Annotated in this window: 19 protein-coding genes; 16 read left to right on the top strand and 3 right to left on the bottom strand. The window is 64.3% G+C overall.

All coding sequences use genetic code 11. From position 1 onward, the window contains the following. Positions 1 to 195: 195 nt before the first annotated feature. The gene (locus U1E69_RS15790; protein WP_305570063.1) at positions 196 to 999 is read right to left on the bottom strand and encodes a sulfite exporter TauE/SafE family protein; all 804 of its coding nucleotides are present in this window, start codon (positions 997 to 999) and stop codon (positions 196 to 198) included. Positions 1,000 to 1,393: 394 nt separating this feature from the next. After that, positions 1,394 to 2,131 carry a hypothetical protein gene (locus U1E69_RS15785; protein WP_322245339.1) on the bottom strand — a complete coding sequence of 246 codons (738 nt, stop codon included), beginning with the start codon at positions 2,129 to 2,131 and terminating at the stop codon, positions 1,394 to 1,396. Between the two features lie 475 nt (positions 2,132 to 2,606). Here U1E69_RS15785 and U1E69_RS15780 point away from each other — a divergent pair, with 475 nt between their 5' ends. The 3 genes from U1E69_RS15780 to U1E69_RS15770 all read left to right on the top strand — a co-directional run bounded on the left by U1E69_RS15780 (position 2,607) and on the right by U1E69_RS15770 (position 5,403). Further along, positions 2,607 to 3,533, top strand: coding sequence for a class I SAM-dependent methyltransferase (locus U1E69_RS15780; RefSeq protein ID WP_322245338.1), 927 nt, complete (start codon positions 2,607 to 2,609; stop codon positions 3,531 to 3,533). Further along, entirely contained in the window at positions 3,530 to 4,759 is a 1,230-nt protein-coding gene (locus U1E69_RS15775; protein ID WP_322245337.1) for a glycoside hydrolase family 99-like domain-containing protein, read from the top strand. Before U1E69_RS15780 ends, U1E69_RS15775 begins: the two co-directional genes overlap by 4 nt. Before the next feature lie 107 nt (positions 4,760 to 4,866). Continuing rightward, positions 4,867 to 5,403 carry a hypothetical protein gene (locus U1E69_RS15770; RefSeq protein WP_305570069.1) on the top strand — a complete coding sequence of 179 codons (537 nt, stop codon included), beginning with the start codon at positions 4,867 to 4,869 and terminating at the stop codon, positions 5,401 to 5,403. Positions 5,404 to 5,651: 248 nt separating this feature from the next. On the opposite strand, the gene U1E69_RS15765 is transcribed toward U1E69_RS15770, so the two are convergent. After that, on the bottom strand, positions 5,652 to 6,584 hold the full coding sequence (locus tag U1E69_RS15765) for a LysR family transcriptional regulator (protein WP_305570071.1): 933 nt from the start codon (positions 6,582 to 6,584) through the stop codon (positions 5,652 to 5,654). A gap of 137 nt (positions 6,585 to 6,721) precedes the next feature. Between U1E69_RS15765 and chvE the strand changes: the two genes are divergently transcribed. The 13 genes from chvE to U1E69_RS15700 all read left to right on the top strand — a co-directional run. After that, on the top strand, positions 6,722 to 7,792 hold the full coding sequence (chvE, locus tag U1E69_RS15760) for a multiple monosaccharide ABC transporter substrate-binding protein (protein WP_322245335.1): 1,071 nt from the start codon (positions 6,722 to 6,724) through the stop codon (positions 7,790 to 7,792). Positions 7,793 to 7,856: 64 nt separating this feature from the next. Further along, on the top strand, positions 7,857 to 9,398 hold the full coding sequence (gene mmsA, locus U1E69_RS15755) for a multiple monosaccharide ABC transporter ATP-binding protein (RefSeq protein ID WP_322245334.1): 1,542 nt from the start codon (positions 7,857 to 7,859) through the stop codon (positions 9,396 to 9,398). Beyond that, positions 9,399 to 10,568 carry a multiple monosaccharide ABC transporter permease gene (gene mmsB, locus U1E69_RS15750; protein WP_322245333.1) on the top strand — a complete coding sequence of 390 codons (1,170 nt, stop codon included), beginning with the start codon at positions 9,399 to 9,401 and terminating at the stop codon, positions 10,566 to 10,568. Between the two features lie 8 nt (positions 10,569 to 10,576). After that, positions 10,577 to 11,542, top strand: coding sequence for an AraD1 family protein (gene araD1 / locus U1E69_RS15745; RefSeq protein ID WP_322245331.1), 966 nt, complete (start codon positions 10,577 to 10,579; stop codon positions 11,540 to 11,542). 10 nt (positions 11,543 to 11,552) lie between these two features. After that, complete coding sequence (araD, locus tag U1E69_RS15740) at positions 11,553 to 13,298, top strand: L-arabinonate dehydratase (RefSeq protein ID WP_322245329.1); 1,746 nt, start codon at positions 11,553 to 11,555, stop codon at positions 13,296 to 13,298. Between the two features lie 130 nt (positions 13,299 to 13,428). Beyond that, positions 13,429 to 14,349 carry a Gfo/Idh/MocA family protein gene (locus tag U1E69_RS15735; RefSeq protein ID WP_322245327.1) on the top strand — a complete coding sequence of 307 codons (921 nt, stop codon included), beginning with the start codon at positions 13,429 to 13,431 and terminating at the stop codon, positions 14,347 to 14,349. 13 nt (positions 14,350 to 14,362) lie between these two features. After that, positions 14,363 to 15,871: an aldehyde dehydrogenase (NADP(+)) gene (locus U1E69_RS15730; RefSeq protein ID WP_322245325.1), complete on the top strand. Its 1,509-nt coding sequence runs from the start codon at positions 14,363 to 14,365 to the stop codon at positions 15,869 to 15,871. Beyond that, positions 15,871 to 16,887, top strand: a complete 1,017-nt coding sequence (locus U1E69_RS15725) for an aldose epimerase family protein (RefSeq protein ID WP_322245324.1) — start codon at positions 15,871 to 15,873, stop codon at positions 16,885 to 16,887. Before U1E69_RS15730 ends, U1E69_RS15725 begins: the two co-directional genes overlap by 1 nt. 189 nt (positions 16,888 to 17,076) lie before the next feature. Beyond that, complete coding sequence (gene ytfQ / locus U1E69_RS15720; RefSeq protein WP_322245323.1) at positions 17,077 to 18,048, top strand: galactofuranose ABC transporter, galactofuranose-binding protein YtfQ; 972 nt, start codon at positions 17,077 to 17,079, stop codon at positions 18,046 to 18,048. A 103-nt stretch (positions 18,049 to 18,151) separates the two neighbouring features. Beyond that, positions 18,152 to 19,666 (top strand): sugar ABC transporter ATP-binding protein, encoded by a 1,515-nt coding sequence (locus U1E69_RS15715; protein ID WP_322245322.1) that lies wholly within the window; start codon positions 18,152 to 18,154, stop codon positions 19,664 to 19,666. Then, positions 19,663 to 20,700, top strand: a complete 1,038-nt coding sequence (locus U1E69_RS15710; protein WP_322245321.1) for an ABC transporter permease — start codon at positions 19,663 to 19,665, stop codon at positions 20,698 to 20,700. The genes U1E69_RS15715 and U1E69_RS15710 overlap by 4 nt, the downstream gene beginning before the upstream one ends. Further along, a complete protein-coding gene (gene yjfF, locus U1E69_RS15705; RefSeq protein ID WP_322245320.1) occupies positions 20,697 to 21,656 on the top strand; it encodes a galactofuranose ABC transporter, permease protein YjfF in 960 nt (319 codons plus the stop codon). The genes U1E69_RS15710 and yjfF overlap by 4 nt, the downstream gene beginning before the upstream one ends. 19 nt (positions 21,657 to 21,675) lie before the next feature. Further along, a partial coding sequence (locus U1E69_RS15700; RefSeq protein ID WP_322245319.1) for a FadR/GntR family transcriptional regulator occupies positions 21,676 to 22,194 on the top strand: 519 nt, incomplete at its 3' end.

The raw sequence follows: 22,194 nt of genomic DNA, 5'->3' as shown, positions 1-22,194 counted from the left end.
TCTCTGGAAATCGCCAGCTTTTCTGATCTGGGATATGAAAAGGACACGTCCGAGCGGATCTGGCGGGCAAAGCCCGAGGGGTGACGGAAACCCGGGCTGCGCCAGGTGTTGGCCGAAGTGGATGGTGCGCAAATTGCGCTTTTATCAGCGTGTTAACCTTGGGTTCGCAGCTTCAGGGGTTTTGTCCGACTGACGTCAAAGGCCAATGACAGTCTGGATGAAACCAAGGATCGGATCGACACCCAGAAGCGCCTTGCCCAGAAGTTCGAACCCGACAATCAGGAGGGCCCAGGTTATGACCTTGTAGAAGGTCGCTTCGCTGACCATGCCGACCGTCCTTTTGCCGACATAGACACCCACGACCGCCGGCACCAGCAGATAGGCTGCCGTTTCCAGGCTGCCAAGGTTGACCTGCCCGGTCATCCAGTACGGGCCGAGTTTCGCCAGATTGATGATGGCGAAAAGGATGGTCGTGGTTCCGGCATAGCTTAGCCGATCAAGCCGCAACGGTTGGACGAACGTCTGGTAGGGGGGCGCGCCGGCGTGACTGATATAGCTGGTGAAGCCGGCAAGGCTGCCCCAGAACAGGCCGGGCAAGACCTTGGGTTTGCGAACCGGGCCGGCGCTGCCACGGCCGGTCAACATGTAGATCGCAAAGATGATTCCGATGGTGCCGACCAGCCCCGTGATGATCCTGTCGCCGCCCGAGATGTTCGCATTGACCCACGGAATGATCGCCCAGCCAACCGCAATGCCAAGCAGTCCGGCCGGAACCATGATCGCCAGAACCCGCCGGTCGTAGGAGTGGCGATAGGCCCAAAGCCCGAAGCCGTCGCTGATCAGGTAGACCGGCAGCAGCAGGCCCGCCGCGGTGAGGGGGTCAACCGTAAGGCTGAGCAGTGGCACACTCAGGTTGCCGATCGCCGACCAGCCGCCTTTGGAAAAGCCCACGATCAACGCCACCAGCACGGCAACGCACCAGAATTCCCAGCCCTGCAAGATATGCCCTCGTTGCCTGTGTGGCGTGGGTGCGCGTTGCGGCGTGCCACGCCTGACTTTATTGTGGACGGTGAAGAAATGTCCAGAATGCTTCGAGATCGAGGCCAGGCTCAATGGGGCCGAGTGCCTTGTGACTTTCGGGATTGAACAGCCCTTTGCCGCGCAACAATGATCCGGGGCAGGCACCCTTGATTTTACGCCAGCGCCATTGGAAAGATCTGCAACGTGCCATGCAAAAAGGTTGCCCGGTGCCAACGAAGGATCCTGCCGGATATGAAGACGGCGGCAGATGGATCTGCCGCCGTCAATATTGTTGAAATGAATTTCTGAAACCAGTTTCTGGGAGGATTTTACCGGGATTGATGTTGGTCTGATCGGAATCCCGGTCGCGGCCTTACTTGTCCTTCTTGTCCTTGTTGTCCTTATTGTCCTTATTGTCTTTTTCGTCTTTCACGTCTTTCACGTCTTTCACGTCTTTTTCGTCTTTCACGTCTTTCATGTCTTTTTCGGGCGCCGGCTTTTCAGCGTCAGCTTCGCCGGGATCCTTGTCGGGGTTTTGACCCACATCGCCTTTGGTTTGTGCCGGATTGTCGTCGTCCACGCCATCCGCGTCGTTGCCGTGGCCCTTGTCGTGATCGGCGTCCTTCACGGGTTTCTCGACCTCGGGGGCCGGCGCGTCCGGCTTTGTCTCGTCAACACCCTCGTCGGTGGGAGCGGGCTCTTCCACGACAGGCGGATTGGTCGGGGCCGGGTCTTCCTGTTCGTCCACGATCGGAGCGTCGGGTTGCGATACATCATCTTCGGCTGCGGGCTGGGGTGCCTCGTAGACCGGGTCATTTGCCGTGACCGGGGGTTCGTTGTCCACGACCTCGGGTTCATCGGGCGTTTCGACCGGGGCGATGACCTTGACCGGCGTTTCTTCGGCCGGGGTCTCCACTTCGGGATCTGCCGGTGTGGATGCCTTGACACGGGCATCTTTCACACCGGCCCCGAACTGGCAGCTCACGTCGGATCGATAGTAGGCGTTCGACCCGACGATCTTCTTTAGCTCGCACCCAAACAAGGGACTTGCACTCGTTACCGAAGCAGACGCGCAGACAGCAAGGGCTGCGCCCAGGAACACGTTTTTCATTTCAACCCTACACTCGTTAAAGACCAACTCGACTGCTTGAGCGCCGTCTGGCAGCGCTGGAAGCCATGTAGAGGTTAATGCCATCCAGACTTCGGTCTCGCTACGATGATCGTTGGCACCTGTCCTAAAAGACAATGCATTGTCGCTGACCGCGACCAAGATTGTGCGTGGTTAAGCGATCGTTAACTCACCGTGAGATTGGGTCTTGTTGATGACGCCAAAAGGCCGAGCCAGCGCCATAATGCGATTCGTTTCCGGCAACGGGGGCTGTGGACCGAGGCTAAAGGCCGACAAATACTGTTGCCACGGACCATGTTGCACCGATCCTGGGGCCTGCGGACGCAAGGTGACGCTCGCCCCACGCGGGTGAGGGATGCGGCCAGCGAGGGAGAGGCGTTTGCCCGCCGAAGTGTCGGCATCGGTCGTTGACCGGCACCGCGACTTGCGTTTGTCTTTGTGTTCCTGCACAGGAAGAGTGACCGACGTTTACAACTCAGGGTGTCATGTGAGTACGAGTTCGCGCCACGTTTACGAGTATGACATCGACCTGACGAGCGACGTCGCACCTGCCCGGGTGCTGAGAATGGTGCGTCCCGGCAGCCGTGTGCTGGAGATCGGGGCGGGACCGGGTTCGATAACGCGGCATCTGTCGGGATCGCTGGGCTGCGATGTTGTCGCGCTGGAGATTGATCCCTCTGCGATCGAACGCCTCGAGCCGTTTGCACGCGCTGTGTTTTTGGCCGATCTCAATCAGGCTGGCTGGGCCGAGATGGTCCGTGACCGTGAGGGCCAGTTCGACTTTGTCATTGCAGCGGACGTGCTGGAGCATGTCTACGATCCCTGGTCCGTGCTGGGCGGAATGAAGTCGCTGCTAAATGACACCGGCAGCGTGATCCTGTCGCTGCCCCATGTCGGCCACGCGGCGGTTGCGGCGTGTCTGATCGACGAAGACTTTGAATATCGGTCGTGGGGACTTCTGGACCGGACCCATATCCGCTTTTTCGGCATCAAGAATGTCGAGGCGCTTTATCGGTCGCAGGGACTGGTGATCGAGCAGGCTGAATTCGTCGTGCGAACGCCCGAGATGACCGAGTTCGCGCATCGCTGGCGTACCATGCCGCCAGAGGTGCAAGCCGCGTTGCAGCGCAATCGCTTTGCGCATGTCTATCAGGTTGTCAGTCGTGCGGTGCCGGTTGAACGTGCCGCAGCGGCTGTCGACCTCATGACCCAGCAGGTCGTGCCACCTGATCCGGCGACGGTTGCGTTCTGGGAAAAGACAATGGCATCACTGCCCATTGATAGCACCCGAGACACGCGGCCAACGGTGGATGGTGCCCGTCGTATTTCCGCCCCCCCCCGGCGCTCAAGGTCGCTTCGGCGTCTGCTGGGGCTGAAAAAATGAAGGGAATCTCTGTGGGCGCACGGACTGATGGGGTCGATCTGCGCCTGATCGCGTTCTATCTGCCGCAGTTTCATCCGATCCCGGAAAATGACCTTTGGTGGGGCAAGGGCTTTACCGAATGGACCAACGTCACCAAGGCTGTCCCGCATTTCGATGGTCATTATCAGCCGCATCTTCCCGCCGACCTCGGGTTTTACGACCTTCGGCTGCGCGAGGCGCGCCACGCGCAGATTGCGCTGGCGAAATCCTATGGCATCCACGGCTTTTGCTACTACTACTACTGGTTCTCGGGGCATTGCCTTCTGGAACGTCCGTTGAACGACATGCTGGCTGACCCCGAAAGCGACATGCCCTTCTGTCTGTGCTGGGCAAACGAGAACTGGACACGCCGGTGGGATGCGGCGGAACATGAAGTCCTGATCGCCCAGAAGTATCGCGACGGGGATGATCTTGAATTCATCAAGTCGCTTGAGCCGTTCCTGCGTGACCCGCGCTACATCCGCGTTGATGGCGCACCGTTGGTCATCGTCTACAGACCGCAGCACCTGCCAGATGCGGCCCGGTCGTTGCAAGTGTGGCGTGACTACTGCGAAAGCGTCGGGATTGGCCAATTGCACTTGGCCTGCGCGTTGACGCATGGCAACTGGGACCATGCGCAATTCGGCTTTGATTCCGGCGTGGAGTTTCCTCCACACAACATGAAAGCCCCGGATCTTTCCCACGCCATCCGGTTTCGCGACCGCTACAGCGGCTATTGCCCGGACTACAAGGACGTGGCGGAAATGTATCTGGCCAATCGCTATGGGCCTGATCGCAGCGTGTTCAGGGGGGTCTTTCCGTCTTGGGACAATACCGCGCGGCGCGGCGCCAGTGGCACGGTGATCATGAACGGAACGCCCGAGAACTATGAATACTGGTTGTCCGAGGCGGCAAGACGAACTCTTGAAGAGTTTCCGGGCCAGAACCGACCACTGTTCATAAACGCGTGGAACGAATGGGCCGAGGGGTGCCATCTGGAGCCGGACCGCCGCTATGGGCACAGGTTTCTGGAAGCCACCCGCCGCGCCGTCGCCGGAACGACCATATCGGGCTGGACCCATGTCGGGGTTCCCGAAGAGGCCCGCCTGCCGCACGGTGTGCCGAACATGCGCAAAAGCTGGAAAAGCCGCACCTTCCGCAAGGTTCGCGACACGCTTACGCTGCGGCGGCTTAGAAAAGACACCTGAGCATGTTCAGGCGCGTCATGTCAGCGCTGGGCCGGCGCGACCGATCGGCCCCCGAGGTCGGCAAGGTCTACATTTCAGGAACCGGACGCACGGGAACATCGTTTCTGATGCAGCTTCTGACCGAGCTTGGATTTGAGACCGGCTTCAAGGGGGCGGACCGGACAACGCATTATTTCGAGATCGCAAGAGCCGGCTTTGAATGGGATCTGTCTGACGTGGCCGGCCCACGGTTTCAGAAAAGTCCCCACCTTTGCGATCGTCTGTCCGAGATCGTCAGCCGGGGCGTTCGGATCGATCATATCATCGTTCCCGTCCGCAACGGTGCCGACGCGGCAAAGAGCCGGATCAAGGTTCAGCTCGCCACAACCGGAACGCCGGATGGCGAAGAGGTCGCGGGCGGATTGTGGTCGACATCACGCTCTGACGCGCAGGAAACCATTCTTCGGGTCAAGCTTGCCAGCCTGATCGAGGTTGCGGTGAAGCATGACATCAGCCTGATTTTCCTTGCTTATCCAAGGCATGCCCAGGACGCGGAATATGCCTACCGGAAGTTGACGCCGATCCTTGGCGACACCACCTGGCCGCAGTTTCGCGAGGTCTTCGGCAAGGTCTCGAAGCCCGAACTGATTTCAACATTCGATTAGGTGGCAGGGGCCGTGGTGGCCCATGAGACCTGCCATTGCGGGCGACAGTGCCGGTGAGGGATTGGCCGGGCTGCTGGCCGAGCATCTTGCGACGACCTGCAAGGTGACCGACCTGAGCCGCACCGTGGCCGGTCCCGAAGCCTTCCACGCTGATCTGTCGGACCTGCTGGCAAGCCAGGTGGCGGATGGGACATGCGACCGTGCCATTCTGGTCGGCGGCGTTGGTCTTTCAGGCCTGACGGCGGCCGTCAGGCCATGTCAAGGATCGCATCGGCCAGCCTCTGGGCTGACGGTGTCAGGCGTGCGCCAACGCGGGTCACCAGGCTGAACGGCGCAACCGTCATGCCAAGATCATGCGGAAGCGTCACGAACGGCACAGAAGGGTTGCCGGAAAAGCTGGTGGCGACGGGCGTGGCCAGCGGGGCAATGGCGTCGGTCTGGTTCAGAAGAGCCAGGGTGAACAGGAACGACGAGGTGGAAATGCGCCGTAACGGCGCGGGCGCGTGCAGGTCTGCAAGCCGGGCCATGACGGTCTGGGTCAAGAGCGTCTCGTCATCGCCCATCACCCATTCGTAGCGCAGAAGGTCGGCGAGGGTGATGTTCGGCAGCACCACAAGCGGATGACCGCGCCGCACCACCAGCGACAGCGGCTCTCCGGCGATGCGGCGGGCGTCAAGCTGGGTTTCGCCAGGGCTGAGGCGGGCGAGGGCGAAATCCAGTTGCCCGGCGCGCAACTGTTCGCAGAGGTGGACGGAGGTGGCGACAGTGACCTCGGCGCGGAATTCCGGGTAAAGCCGCTGGAACTCGGTCAGGGCGGGCAGCACGAGGCTGAGGGCCGGGCCGGTGACCGCCCCCACGCGCACCACGCCGGAACGGCCGGTGGCGGCTTCTGAAATGTCGCGGGCGGCATCCGCAAGCTCGATCTGGATGCGGGCGGCGCGGCGGGCCAGCGCCTCGCCCACGCGGGTCAGGGTCAGGCCGCGGCCCTGGCGTTCGTGCAGGGCAAGGCCAAGCAGCGCCTCCATCTCGGCCAGGTGGCGCGAGGCGGCGGGCTGCGCGACACCGACACGGGCTGCCGCGACCCCAAGCGCCTGACTGTTGTTAAGCTCGGCCAGCAGCCGCAACTGGACAGGCTTCAACTGGCGCAGCAGCGAGGCAAGGGGCTGAACCGAAGTATTCATGGCACTTCCGTCATGTCTGGCATCGTAACCGACAATTGACAGATATATGTCTTCGACGCAATCTGCGCGGCGTACGTGAGCACCGGACGTCAAGGTGTGCTCAGTGCGGAACACCAGATTTCATCGGGAGGAAACAGATGAATTTGACCCGCCGCGGGCTTATCGCCCTTGCCGGTACGACCGCCGCCCTGTCGGCGCTGCCCGCATTCGCCCAAGACAAGGGAGCCGTCGGTATCGCGATGCCGACCAAATCCTCGTCGCGCTGGATTTCGGACGGCGAGTCGATGGTGAAGGCGTTCACCGAGGCTGGCTACACCGTCGACCTGCAATATGCCGAGGATGATATCCCGACGCAGTTGAGCCAGATCGAGAACATGATCACCTCGGGCGTCAAGGCGCTGGTGATCGCGGCCATCGACGGCACCACCCTGTCGAACGCGCTGGACAACGCCGCCGCGCAAGGCATCAAGATCATCGCCTATGACCGCCTGATCCGTGACAGAGCCTCGGTCGACTATTACGCGACCTTCGACAATTTCAAGGTCGGCGTGCAGCAGGCGGAATCGCTGGTTGCTGGCCTGAAGGAACGCTTCCCCGACGTGAAGCCGTGGAACGTCGAGCTGTTCGGCGGCTCGCCCGACGACAACAACGCCTTCTTCTTCTACGACGGCGCGATGTCGGTCCTGCAGCCGCTGATCGACGCGGGCGACATCGCCATTCCGTCGGGCCAGACGGGTATGGACGTGGTCGGCACCCTGCGCTGGGATGGCGCCGTCGCTCAGGCCCGCATGGACAACCTTCTGTCCTCGAACTACGGCGACAAGCAGCTGCACGGCGCGCTGTCGCCCTATGACGGGCTGTCCATCGGCATCCTGTCCTCGGTCAAGGGCGTCGGCTACGGCTCGGGCGATCTGCCGATGCCGATCGTCACCGGTCAGGACGCCGAGATCCCCTCCGTCAAGTCGATGATCGCGGGCGAGCAGTACTCGACCGTCTTCAACGACACCCGCGAACTGGCCAAGGTCACCGTGGGCATGGTTGATGCGGTCCTGTCGGGCGGCGAGCCGCAGATCAACGACACCGAAACCTACAACAACGGCGTGAAGGTGGTCCCGTCCTACCTGTTGGAGCCCGTTTCGGTGAACCTGACGAACTACGAAGAGATCCTCGTCGGTTCGGGCTACTACACTGCCGATCAGCTGAAGTAAGCTGATCCGAAGGGCCTGCCCGCGCCGCTCCCGCGCGGGCAGGTTCCCCCAGGGCGGAGGGACCATGACCACACTTCTGGAAATGCGGGGGATCACCAAGGTTTTCCCGGGCGTCAAGGCGTTGGACCAGGTCAGCCTGACGGTCGAGGCCGGGGAAATCCATGCCATCTGCGGCGAAAACGGCGCGGGGAAATCCACGCTGATGAAAGTCCTGTCGGGCGTCTACCCGCACGGGACCTATGACGGCGAGATCATCTACGACGGCCAGCCCTTACAGAACCGGAGTATCCGCGACTCCGAACACAAGGGCATCATCATCATCCACCAGGAACTTGCGTTGATCCCGCTGTTGTCGATCGCCGAGAACCTGTTCATGGGCAACGAGGTCGCGACCAACGGCGTGATCTCCTGGCCGCTCGCCATGCAGAAGACGGGTGAGCTTCTCCGCCGCGTCGGGTTGAACGAACCCCCCAGCGCCGTTGTCGGCAAGCTGGGCGTCGGCAAGCAGCAGCTGATCGAGATCGCCAAGGCCCTGTCGAAGAACGTGCGCCTTCTGATCCTGGACGAACCCACCGCCGCCCTGCAGGAAGCCGACGCCGACCGCCTCCTGGACCTGATGCTTGAACTGAAGGCCCAGGGCGTCACCCAGATCATCATCAGCCACAAGCTGAACGAAATCGGTCGCGTCGCCGACCGGATCACCGTGATCCGCGATGGCACCTCGGTTTCGACGCTGGCGAAGTCCGAGATTTCCGAAGACCGCATCATCCGCGACATGGTCGGCCGCGACATGGCCCACCGCTACCCCGAACGCACGCCGAACCCGGGCGAAGTGCTGTTCGAGGTGGAAAACTGGTCCTGCATGCACCCGGAACAGGCCGGGCGGCAGATGATAAAGGGCGTCTCGCTCAACGTCCGGAAGGGAGAGATCGTCGGCATCGCTGGCCTGATGGGCACCGGCCGCACTGAACTCGCCATGTCGATCTTCGGCCGCAGCTACGGCAAGTCCCATGCGGGAATCGTGAAGATGAACGGCAAGCCCGTCGACGTCTCCACCGTCACCAAGGCCATCGACGCAGGCATCTCTTACGTGACCGAGGATCGCAAGGCGCTGGGCCTGATCCTGGAAGAGCCGATCCTGAAGAACATCAGCCTCGCGAACCTGTTCGGCATCGCGAAGAACTCGATTCTGGATAAACGGCGCGAGACGCAGGTGGCCGAAGGCTACCGCAAGCAGCTGGCGATCCGCACCCCCAGTGTGCAGCAAAAGGTGGTGAACCTCTCGGGCGGCAACCAGCAGAAGGTGGTGCTGTCCAAATGGCTGTTCACCGAGCCGCAGCTTCTGATCCTGGACGAACCCACCCGCGGCATCGACGTCGGCGCGAAATTCGAGATCTACACGATCATGAAGGACCTCGCCGAACAGGGCAGGGGCGTCCTGATGATCTCGTCAGAGATGCCCGAGCTTCTGGGCATGTGCGACCGCATCTACGTGATGAACGAAGGCCGGATCGTCGGCGAACTGACCCGCGACGAGGCCAGCCAGGAAAAGATCATGGCGCTGATCGTCAAGGACAACGGCAAGACCACAGGGAAGGTGGCGTGAATGGCTGAGAACCAGAACTCAATCGGCGGACACCTCCGCGAAAACGGCATGCTGCTGGCGCTGGTCGCCATCGTGGCGCTGTTTTCCGTGCTGGTGTCGATGCAGGACAAACCGATGTTCCTGCAGGCGCCGAACATCACCAACATCTTCCTGCAGAACGGCCACGTCATCATCCTGGCCCTCGGCATGCTCCTCATCATCGTCGCCGGGCACATCGACCTTTCCGTCGGATCGGTCGCTGCCTTCACCGGGGCCGTCGCGGCCTATCTGACGGTGGAGCTGGACCTCCCCATCGCCGTCGTCATCCCGCTGACCCTGATCGTCGGTGGCCTGATCGGCGCGGCCCAAGGCTACTGGGTCGCCTACTGGCGCATCCCCAGCTTCATCGTCACCCTCGCCGGGATGCTCGTCTTCCGCGGCGCGACGCTCTGGCTGCTCGGAGGCCAGAACATCGGCCCCTTTCCCAAGGCCTTCCAGGCGATGTCCTCGGGCTTCATCCCCGACCTTACCGGCATCGGCAAACCCCACGGCCTGACCCTGATCGTCACCGTCATCGCCATTGCCGTGGTGATCTGGATCGGCATCCGCTCCCGCTCCCGCGATGCCGAGTTCGGGATCACCCCCGAACCCACCAGCCTCTTCTGGGGCCGCACCCTGATCATCGCCGCCGCGATGGCCTTCGTCGGCTGGCAACTCGCCAGCTTCCGCGGCCTGCCCAACGTGTTGGTCGTCCTCGCGGTCCTGATCATCCTCTACGCCTTCTTCACCGAAAACACCGTCCAGGGCCGCCGCATCTATGCCGTCGGCGGCAACTACAAGGCCGCCCAGCTTTCCGGCATCCGCACCGAACGGCTGGTCTTCTTCTGCTTCGTCAACATGGGTGTCCTTGCGGCCCTTGCCGGCATGATGGTCACCGCCAGCCTGAACTCCGCCACCCCCAAGGCCGGCACCGGCTTTGAACTCGACGCCATCGCCGCCGTCTTCATCGGCGGGGCCGCGATGGCCGGAGGGTCGGGCACCATCGTCGGCGTCGTGATCGGCGCGCTGATCATGGGCGTGATGAACATGGGCATGTCGATCCTTGGGGTCGGCATCGACTACCAGCAGATGATCAAGGGCCTGGTCCTTCTCGCCGCCGTCATCTTCGACGTCTACAACAAGAACAAGTGAGCCCCGCCATGCACCTTTCCACCGTCAAGGGCGTCGGCCCCGTCGTCCGTCAGGGCACCGAGGCCCGCAGCGTCCGCAACACCGGTTCCATCTACGAACTGGCATCGGCCGCCATCACAGGCGGCGGGCTGAAGGCCGAGATCGAAAAGCGTGGCCTCGGCGAAACCGTCGACCTCACCCGCGCAGCCTTCGACCTTCCCGTCAGCCACCCCGACCCCGCCCACCTGCACCTCACGGGCACCGGCTTGACCCACCTCGGCTCGGCTTCCGCCCGCGACGCGATGCACGCCAAGCTTTCGGGCGAGGAAACCCTGACCGACAGCATGAAGATGTTCCGCATGGGCCTCGAAGCCGGTCGCCCCGCCGCAGGCGAAGTCGGCGCGCAGCCCGAATGGTTCTACAAGGGCAACGGCTACGCCGCCGTCGCCCCCGGCGCAGCCCTCGAAGCCCCCGGTTTCGCCGAAGACGGCGGCGAGGAACCCGAAATCGCCGGGATCTACCTGATCGGCCCCACCGGCACCCCGCACCGGATCGGCTGGGCCTTGGGCAACGAATTCTCCGACCACATCACCGAACGGGTCAACTACCTCTGGCTCGCCCACTCCAAACTCCGCGTCGCCTCCTACGGACCCGAAATCCTTGTAGGCGACCTCCCCTCGGACGTGCGCGGCCACTCCCGCATCCTCCGCGACGGCAAGACGCTGTGGGAAAAACCGTTCCTCAGCGGCGAAGCCAACATGTCCCACACGCTGTCGAACCTGGAACACCACCACTTCAAGTATGACATCTTCCGCCAGCCCGGCGACCTGCACGTCCACTACTTCGGCACCGCCACCCTCTCCTTCGCCGACGGCATCAAGACCCAACCCGGCGACACGTTCGAGATCGAGGTCCCCGACTTCGGCCAACCCCTCCGCAACACCCTGTCCTTCGCGCCCAAGTCCGAAGGCGCGACCCGCGTCCACCCGCTTTAAGGAGCCAGAGATGACCAAGTTCAAACCCGCCCCCTGGCCCCGCAAGCTGCGCTCGCAGGAATGGTTCGCCGGAACCTCGAAGGACGCCATCTACCACCGCTCGTGGATGAAGAACCAAGGCCTGCCCGCCGACCTCTTCGACGGCCGCCCCGTGATCGGCATCCTGAACACCTTCTCCGAGCTCAACCCCTGCAACGCCCACCTCAATGACCTTGCCGAGCGCGTCAAACACGGCGTCTATGAGGCGGGCGGCTTCCCCGTCATCGTCCCCGTCTTCTCCGTCAGCGAATCCGGCTTCCGCCCCACCGCGATGATGTTCCGCAACCTCGCCGCAATGGCCGTGGAAGAAACCATCCGCGGCCAGCAGATGGACGGCGTCGTCTGCCTCGTCGGCTGCGACAAGACCACCCCCTCCCTCCTGATGGGCGCGGCCTCATGCGACCTGCCCACCATCATGGTCTCCGGCGGCCCGATGCTGAACGGCTACTACAAGGGCGAACGCGTCGGGTCGGGCACCCACCTGTGGAAGTTCTCCGAGGCCGTCAAAGCCGGTGAAATGACCGCCGAGGAATTCGTCGAAGCCGAAGCCTCGATGTCCCGCTCCCCCGGCTCCTGCAACACGATGGGCACCGCCTCCACGATGGCCTCGATGGTCGAGGCGCTGGGCATGACCCTCTCCGGCAACGCCGCGATCCCCGCCGTCGACTCGCGCCGCCGTGTCATGGCGCACCTCACCGGCCGCCGCATCGTGCAGATGGTGAAGGACGACCTGAAACCGTCAGACATCCTGACGCGTGAGGCTTTCCAGAACGCCATCCGCGCCAACGCCGCCATCGGTGGGTCGACCAACGCGGTGATCCACCTTCTGGCCATCGCGGGCCGCTGTGGCATCGACCTCACCCTGAACGACTGGGACGAATGGGGTCGCAACGTCCCGACCATCGTCAACCTCATGCCCTCGGGCAAATACCTGATGGAAGAGTTCTTCTACGCCGGTGGCCTCCCCGCCGTCATGAAGCGCCTCGGCGAAGCGGGCCTCTTGAACAAGGACGCGCTCACCGTCTCCGGCGGCCCGGTCTGGGAGGAAGTGAAGGACGTCCGTAGCCACAACGACGACGTGATCCTGCCCGCCGAAAAGGCGCTCGCACAATCCGGCGGCATCGTGGTCGTGAAGGGCAACCTCGCCCCCGACGGCGCGGTCCTGAAACCGTCCGCCGCGACGCCCGCCCTGATGCAGCACCGTGGCCGCGCTGTCGTGTTCGAGGATATCGACGACTACAAGGCCCGGATCGAGGACGAGGCGCTGGATATCGACGAAACCTGCGTCATGGTCCTTAAGAACTGCGGCCCGCGCGGCTATCCCGGCATGGCCGAGGTCGGCAACATGGGTCTGCCGCCCAAGGTCCTGCGCAAGGGCATCACCGACATGGTCCGCATTTCTGACGCCCGCATGTCCGGCACCGCCTACGGAACTGTGGTCCTGCATACGTCGCCGGAAGCCGCGCGCGGCGGCCCCCTCGCCGTCGTCCGCTCCGGTGACTTCATCGAGCTGGACGTCGCCAACCGCCGCCTCCACCTCGACATCCCGGATGAGGAACTGGCCGCCCGCCTCGCCGCCTGGAAGCCCGCCGTCGAACCACCGAGCGGGGGCTACGCCAAACTCTACCACGACCACGTGCAGGGCGCGGACAAAGGGGCCGACATGGACTTCCTGATCGGCTGCCGCGGCAACGCCGTCGCCCGCGAAAGCCACTGATACCCGGCGCAGCGTCGGTCATCGCGCCCAACGCTGCGTCCAGGCTCCCCCTCTCCCCTCGGGGGAGAGGGATGGGGTGAGGGGGAACCACCCCAATCCCAAGACCACCGCCAAAAGGAAAGGCGACCCCATGACCCGCACCAAAGTCGCCCTCGTCGGCATCGGCAAGATCGCGCTGGACCAGCACGTCCCCGCCCTGAACGCCTCCCCCGACTTCGAACTCGCCGCCACGATCAGCCGCAGCGGCAAGGTCGACGGCGTCCCTGCCTGGACCGACTTCGCCACCTTCCTGACCGAACGCCCCGACATCCCCGTCGTCTCCCTCTGCATGCCCCCTGTCCCCCGCTATGCCTACGCCGAGGCCGCCCTCCTCGCCGGCCGCCACGTCATGCTGGAAAAACCGCCGGGCGCGACCTTGGCCGAAGTCCACGCCCTCGAAGCCATCGCCAAGTCCAAAGGCCTCACCCTCTACGCCACCTGGCACAGCCGCATGGCCCACGCCGTCGCGCCCGCCAAAGCCTGGCTCAAGGACAAGACCATCCGCAAAGCCCACATCACCTGGCGCGAGGACGTGCGCAAATGGCACCCCGGCCAGGACTGGGTCTTCCAGCCCGGCGGCATGGGCGTCTTCGACCCCGGCATCAACGCCCTCTCGATCCTCACGGAAATCCTCCCGAGACCCGTCCACCTCACGAAAGCCACCCTGGAGTTCCCTTCCAACCGCCAGACCCCCATTGCCGCCCAACTGACCTTCTCCACCAACGTTACCGCCGATTTCGACTGGCGCCAGGAAGGCCCCCAGACCTGGGACATCGACATCCAGACCGACAAGGGCCAACTCGCCCTCCGCATGGGCGGCAACGTGCTGGAGATCGACGGCAAACCTTCCGCTGGCGAGAACACCATCATGGGCGAATACCCCGCCCTCTACGCCCGGATGGCCGACCTCGTCCGCACCGGCGCCTCCGACGTCGACCTCGCCCCAATGGTCCACGTCGCCGACGCCCTGACCCTTGGCGACCGCCGCATCACCGACGCCTTCGACTTCTGAAAGGACCCTACCCATGCTGACCGGAAAACACCTGATCGCGGGCGACTGGATCGGGAGCGACCAGACCTTCGCCTCCTCCCCCGCCCACGGCCCCTCGCACGACTTCTCGGTCGGCACCCCGGCCCATGTGAACGCCGCCTGTGACGCCGCCGAAGCCGCTTTCCCCGCCTACTCCGCCAGAACCCGCGCCGAACGCGCCGCCTTCCTCAACCGCATCGCCGACGAGATCGAAGCCCGGGGGCCAGAGATCACCGAGATCGGCACTCAGGAAACCGGCCTTCCCATCGCCCGCCTTGAAGGGGAACGCGGCCGCACCACCATGCAACTGCGCCTCTTCGCCAGCCACATCCTGAAAGACGACTGGCTCGACCGCCGCCACGACGCGGCCCTTCCCGACCGCCAGCCCGCCCCCCGCCCCGACATCAAACTCATCCAACGCCCCATCGGCCCCGTCGCCGTGTTCGGCGCGTCGAACTTCCCGCTCGCTTTCTCCACCGCCGGCGGTGACACCGCCTCGGCCCTCGCCGCCGGTTGCCCCGTCGTCGTCAAAGGCCACTCCGCCCACCCCGGCACTGGTGAGATCGTCGCCCAAGCCATCCTCGCCGCCATCAGGGCCTGCGACATGCCCCCCGGCACCTTCTCACTCGTCCAGGGCGGCAAGCGCGACGTCGGCGAAGCCCTCGTCCAGCACCCCCACATCAAGGCCGTCGGCTTCACCGGGTCGCTCGCCGGGGGCCGCGCCCTCTTCAACCTCTGCGCCGCACGGCCCGAACCGATCCCCTTCTTCGGCGAACTCGGCTCCGTGAACCCCATGTTCCTCCTCCCCGCCGCCCTCACTACCCGGGGCGATAGCATCGCCAAAGGCTGGGCCGGGTCCCTCACGATGGGCGCGGGCCAGTTCTGCACCAACCCCGGCATCGCCGTCCTGATCGACGGCGCGCAAGCCGACAGCTTCGTCCAAACTGCCAAGGCAGCCCTCTCCGCCATCGGCCCGCAAACCATGCTCACCGACGGCATCGCCGAAGCCTATCGCGCTGGCCGCGACCGGGTGGCAAAAGGCAACGGAGTCCGCTCCGTCCTCACCACCACCTGCGACCTGCGCAACGCCACCCCCTACCTTTATGAAGTCTCCGGCCAGGACTGGCTTGCCAATCACGCCCTCGCCGAGGAAGTCTTTGGCCCCCTCGGCCTGATCGTCCGCGTCCGCCACGCGTCGGAAATGCAGGACATCGCCCGCAGCCTGCAGGGCCAGCTGACCTGCACCCTCCACCTCGACGACGCCGACACCGACCTTGGCCGCGCCCTGATGCCGATCCTCGAACGCAAGGCCGGCCGCCTTCTTGCCAACGGCTTCCCCACCGGCGTCGAGGTCGTCGATGCGCAAGTCCACGGCGGCCCCTACCCGGCCTCGACAAACTTCGGCGCAACCTCCGTGGGCACCATGTCGATCCGCCGCTGGTTGCGCCCCGTCGCCTTCCAGAACATGCCCGAGGCGCTCCTCCCGCAAGACTGGGCCAAGTGATGACCGCCCCGACACTCATCGGCCAGATCGGCGGCCGCGACGTTCATTCGGTCAGCCTGCAAGGTGACGGCCTGACCCTGAAACTTCTGACCTGGGGCGCGCGGCTGGCCGAACTTTGGGTTCCTGACCGGCAAGGCATCCTTGCCGACATCGTCCTTGGCCAGGACAGCCTGGACGACTGGCAGACCCACGGCACCTATATCGGTGCCACCTGTGGCCGCTACGGCAACCGCATCGCCGGGGGGCGCTTCACCTTTGACGGGCGCGTGGTGCAGCTGGACCAGAACGAAGCCGCCCAGCATCTTCACGGCGGGACCCAGGGCTTTGACCTCAAGGTCTGGCAGATCGAAAGCCAGTCCGACCGCCACGTCACCTTCGCCACCACCTCCCCTGACGGAGAGATGGGCTATCCCGGCACCCTGACGGCCCGCACCACCTACCGGATCGACCAGGGCCTGATGATCGAGATGGAGGCGACAACCGACGCCCCCACCATCGTCAACCTGGTGAACCACGCCTATTTCAACCTTGCCGGCCAGGGCTCGGGCGACATCCTTGGCCAGAACCTGCAAGTCGAGGCCGGGTTCTACCTTCCCGTCGACGACCGCCTGATCCCGACCGGAGAGGTCCTGTCCGTCACCGGCACCCCCTTCGATTTCCGCGCGTCGCGGCCGATCGGGCAGGACATGCCGGGTGAGGGGGGCTTTGATCACAACCTCTGCCTTTCCGGTCCCGTGGACAGCGACGGTCTTCGCCGTTGCCTGCAGGCGGTTGATCCGGCCTCGGGGCGGCGGATGCGTCTGTCGACCTCCGAGCCCGGTTTGCAGTTCTACACGGGCGCGCATTTCGACCAGACGCCGGGCAAGGGCGGCGCGCGTTATCCCCGCTTTGCCGGTTTCGCCGCGGAAACCCAGTGCTTCCCTGATTCGCCGAACCGCCCGCAGCTCCCCTCGGCGCGGCTCGATCCCGGCCAGACCTACCGCCACATCATGCGCTTCGACTTCACGCCCGCCTGACCTGCTGCACCGCAGCGCAAACGACACGCCCAGAACCCGCTGAAAGGACACGTGTTCCCCCATCCCGCCACGCAGCCGCAGCATCCACACACGGCCCCGTGAACAGACTTCTTGCATATAGTAATACTTTTGCTAACGTGCCCCCAGCCACCTCGGGAGAGTGGCCAAAGTTTCCACTGGGAGGAAATCATGAACGTTATCAAGACTCTCGCGCTTGGCGCGGGACTGGCTGGCTTGTTGCTTTCGGCAGCCTATGCCGAGGGCCTGCAGGGCAAGGTCATCGGCTTCTCGCAGATCGGGTCCGAATCCGGCTGGCGCGCGGCTGAGACCAGTGTGACCAAGGCCGTGGCCGCCGAACTGGGCATCGACCTGAAATTCGCGGATGCGCAGCAAAAGCAGGAAAACCAGATCAAGGCGATCCGGGGCTTCATCGCCCAGGGCGTGGACGCGATCCTGGTCGCCCCCGTCGTCGCCACCGGCTGGGAAGAGGTTCTGACCGAAGCCAAGGAAGCCAACATTCCCGTCGTCCTGCTGGACCGTGGGATCGAAGGCCCCGAGGATCTGTACCTGACCTCCGTCGCGTCGGACCAGGTCAAGGAAGGCCGCGTCGCGGGTGAATGGCTGGTCAATGCGGTCGGCGACAAGCAGTGCAACGTGGTCGAACTGCAGGGCACCGTCGGCTCGTCCCCCGCGATCAACCGCAAGCAGGGCTTTGAAGAGGCGCTGGCGGGCAAGGCCAATCTGACCATCACCCGCAGCCAGACCGGCGACTTTACCCGCTCGAAGGGCAAGGAAGTCATGGAAGGCTTCATCAAGGCCGAAGACGGCGGCAAGAACATTTGCGCGGTCTACGCTCACAACGATGACATGGCCGTGGGCGCGATCCAGGCGATCAAGGACGCAGGGTTGAAGCCGGGGACCGACATCCTGGTCGTGTCGATCGACGCCGTGCCCGATATCTTCGCCGCGATGGTCGCCGGTGAAGCGAACGCCACGGTCGAGCTGACCCCGAACATGGCAGGCCCGGCTTTCGCAGCGCTGGACGCATACCTGAACGGTGGCACCGTGCCCGAGAAGTTCATCATCACCGAGTCGAAGCTGTATACCCCCGCGGATGACCCGCAGGGCGAATACGACCGCCGCAAAGGCCTTGGCTACTAGGTTTCCTCGCCAGGGCGCCGCCGGACGAAGCTGAGGGGCTTCGTCCGGCGGAATTGCTTTATCCGCCGGTTCGGCGGACAGTTTGCAAGGGGGAGGGACCACGATGACAGAACCAAAGCCAGTCCTGGAGGCGCGCGGGATCGTCAAGATCTTCGGCCAGCACCGGGCGCTTGATACGGTGGATTTCACCGCGAACGCCGGAGAGGTCCACGCCCTCCTCGGCGAGAACGGCGCGGGGAAGTCCACGCTGATCAAGATCCTGACCGGCGCCTACCAGCCCGACGGCGGGGACCTCCTCCTCGACGGCACCCCGATCACCCTCCGCGACCCCCTGCACGGCCAGACCTACGGCATCGGCACCGTCTACCAAGAGGTCAACCTCCTCCCCAACCGCTCGGTGTCCGAGAACCTTTTCCTCGGCCGCCAACCCACCCGTTTCGGCATGGTCGACCGCAAGCGCATCGATGCCGCTGCGAAGGACCTCCTCAGCCGCTACGGCCTGAACATCGACGTCCGCGCCGAGCTGTCCGAATACTCAGTCGCCGTCCAGCAGATCGTCGCCATCGCCCGCGCGGTGGAGCTTTCGGGCAAGGTCCTCGTCCTCGACGAGCCCACCGCCAGCCTCGACCGCAACGAGGTCCAGCGCCTCTTCGACGTTGTCCGCACCCTCAAGGCCAAGGGCCTTGCGATCATCTTCATCACCCACTTCCTCGACCAGGTCTTCGACCTCGCCGACCGCGTGACCATCCTGCGCAACGGCAAGAAGGTCGCCACCCAGGCCCTGAACACCCTCAACACCACCGACGTCGTCCGCATGATGCTGGGCAAGGACGTGGCCTTCGACTACCACCCCACCGCCCTGACCGGAGGCCCCAAGGGCGCCGTCCGGGTCGCCTTCACAGGCCTCAGCCGCAAGGGCCTGTCCCCCTTCGACCTCTCCATCCACGAAGGCGAGGTTGTCGGCGTCGCGGGCCTCCTCGGTTCCGGCCGCACCGAAGTCGCCCGCCTGATGTTCGGCGTCGACAGCAGCGACGGCGGCAAGATCACCGTCGACGGCCAGCCCGTCAGCATCCGCAACCCCGCCCAGGCCGTCGCGGCAGGCTTTGGCTTCTGCCCCGAGGACCGCAAACTTGACGGCATCTTCGGCGACCTCTCCGTCCGCGAGAACATCATCATCGCGCTCCAGGCCAAACTCGGCTGGTTCAAGGCCCTGAACCGCGACGATCAGGTCGAACTTGCGGGCCGCTATGCCGAGGCCTTGGACATCCGCGCCGCCAACCACGACATGCCGGTGAAACTCCTGTCGGGCGGCAACCAGCAGAAGGTGATCCTTGCCCGCTGGCTTGCGATCGACCCCACCTTCCTGATCCTGGATGAGCCCACCCGTGGCATCGACGTCGGCGCCCACGCCGAAATCGTCCGCACCATCAACCGCCTGCGCGAAGAAGGTCTCGCCCTTTTCGTCATCTCCTCCGAACTGGACGAGGTCGTCGCCTACTCCAACCGCATCGTCGTCATGCGCGACCGCGAGATGGTGGCCGAGCTTGACGGCGAAGCCATCGCCCCCGACGCCATCGTGCAAGCCATCGCCGGAACGCCACAAGAGGCCCGCCCGTGACCCGCCCCACCGTCGACCTCCGCCCCACGCAGCCGCCCCTGCCGAAACCGCGCCCGCTGGCCCACTTCTTCACCCGCCCGCAAGTCATCGCGCTCGCCGCCGTCCTCCTCGTCAACTGGGCACTTTTCCCCGGCTTCTTCACCATCACCTGGCAGGACGGCCGCTTCTTCGGCAGCTTGATCGACGTCCTGAACCGCGGCGCGCCCGTCGCCATCCTTGCCATCGGCATGACAATGGTCATCGCCACCAAGGGCGTGGACCTCTCCGTCGGCGCGGTCATGGCCATCTCGGGGGCCACCGCCGCCACCCTTGTGTCCAATGGCATCCCAGCGCCCGTGGCCGTCCTTGCCGCCCTTGGCACCGGCCTTCTCTGCGGGTTCTGGAACGGCATCCTTGTCACCGTCCTTGAAATCCAGCCGATCATCGCCACCCTCGTTCTGATGGTCGCGGGCCGGGGCCTGGCCCAGCTGATCACCGAAGGCTACATCGTCACCTTCTCGGACCCCCTCCTGATCTTCATCGGCACCGGGTCGTTCCTTGGCCTCCCCATGCCCGTGATCATCGCCGCCGTCCTGATGATCCTCGCCACCCTCATCGTCCGCCGCACCGCCCTCGGCCTTCTGATCGAGGCGGTGGGCGTCAACCGCTCCGCCGCCCGTTTCGCGGGTCTGAAGGCCAACGCCCTCCTCCTGATCGTCTACACCTTCGCGGGCTTCTGCGCCGCCATCTCGGGCCTGATCGTCGCCGGGGACATTCGGGGCGCCGACGCCAACAACGCAGGCCTCTGGCTTGAACTTGACGCCATCCTCGCCGTCGTCATCGGCGGCACCTCCCTGATGGGAGGCCGCTTCTCGATCCCGATGGCGGTCCTTGGCGCCATGATCATCCAGGCGATGAACACCGGCATCCTGATCTCGGGCTTCAGCCCCGAATTCAACCTCGTGGTCAAATCCGCCGTGATCATCGTGATCCTCGTCCTGCAATCGCCGATATCCGCCCGCCTCTTCCGCCGCCTTCCCGGAGCGCAAAAATGAACCGCAGCCTGCGCCCGCTTCTGGCAACGACCCTGATCTTCCTCTTCGCCTACGCGCTGGCCGTGTCCCAACAGCCCGCCATGCTCTCGACCCGCGTCCTTGGCAACTTCCTCACCGACAACGCTTTCCTCGGCATCGCCGCCGTCGGCATGACCTTCGTGATCCTGTCGGGCGGCATCGACCTTAGCGTCGGCGCGGTGATCGGCTTCACCACCGTCCTCGTCGCCGTCCTCATCATGTGGCTGAACCTGCACCCCCTGATCGCCTTCGCCGTCGCCCTTGCAGTCGCCACCGCCTTCGGGGCAATCATGGGGGCCGCGATCCATTACCTGAAAGTGCCCAGCTTCATCGTCACCCTCGCCGGCATGTTCCTCGCGCGCGGAGGCGCCTCCGTCCTCTCCCCAGACTCCATCGGAATCGAGCACCCCTTCTTCACCGCCGTCCAGAAAAGCTACATCCTCCTGCCCGGGGGCGGCCGCCTGACCGTGGTCGGCATGATCATGCTGGCCGTCTTCGCCTGCGCGATCCTTCTGGCCCACCGCACCCGCTTCGGCTCCAACGTCTATGCCTTGGGCGGCTCCGAGACCTCAGCCGCCCTGATGGGTGTCCCCGTCGCCCGCACCACCATCTCGATCTACGCCCTCTCCAGCTTCCTCGCGGGCCTCGCCGGGGTGGTCTTCTCGCTTTACACCTCTGCTGGTTACAGCCTGAACGCGCTGGGCGTGGAACTTGACGCCATCGCCGCCGTCGTCATCGGCGGCACGCTCCTCACCGGCGGTTACGGCTTCGTCGCGGGCACCTTCATCGGTGTCATGCTGCAGGGATTGGTGCAAACCTACATCGTCTTCGACGGAACCTTGTCCAGCTGGTGGACCAAGATTGTCGTCGGCGTGCTTTTGTTTATGTTCATCCTGCTGCAACGGCTGGTCTTCCGGGCCGCGCCGCGCCGAACCTAAAGGGACCTGGACCAGTATCATGAGCGAACCGGGGAGCCTGATCCGAACGCTCTCCGGGCGGCCAGCAGCGCGGAACTACCATTCCTATGTCATCAACGAGGTCGGTCGCGCCATCGTCTCGGGCGACATGCCCGTCGGCTCCGGCCTGCCCGGCGATGCCGAGATGATGGACCGTTTCGGTGTGTCGAGAACCGTCCTGCGTGAGGCGTTGAAGACGCTGGAAGCCAAGGGCCTCGTCGAAGCCCGCGCAAAGGTCGGCACCCGCGTCCTGCCGCAGTCGCGCTGGAACCTCTTTGACCGGCAGATTCTGGCCTGGAAGCTGGAAAGCGGCCCGTCGCCTTCCTTCCTCGCGTCCTTCCAGACCATCCGCGAAAGCCTTGAAGTTCAGGCCGCAAAGCTTGCCGCCCAGCACCGCGAGGCTGAACACGTCCGCCTCCTGAACTACTGGCTCAACCAGCGCGGGGTGATGTCCCACCAGCCTGAACCCTTCGCGATGGCCGAATTCGAGATCCATCGCGTCGTGGCCGAAGCCTCCGGC

The organism is Tabrizicola sp., assembly GCF_034366665.1.
Lineage (GTDB): Bacteria > Pseudomonadota > Alphaproteobacteria > Rhodobacterales > Rhodobacteraceae > Tabrizicola.
The sequence above is the reverse complement of the archived record's forward strand: the minus strand, read 5'-3'. Positions and strand labels throughout refer to the sequence as shown.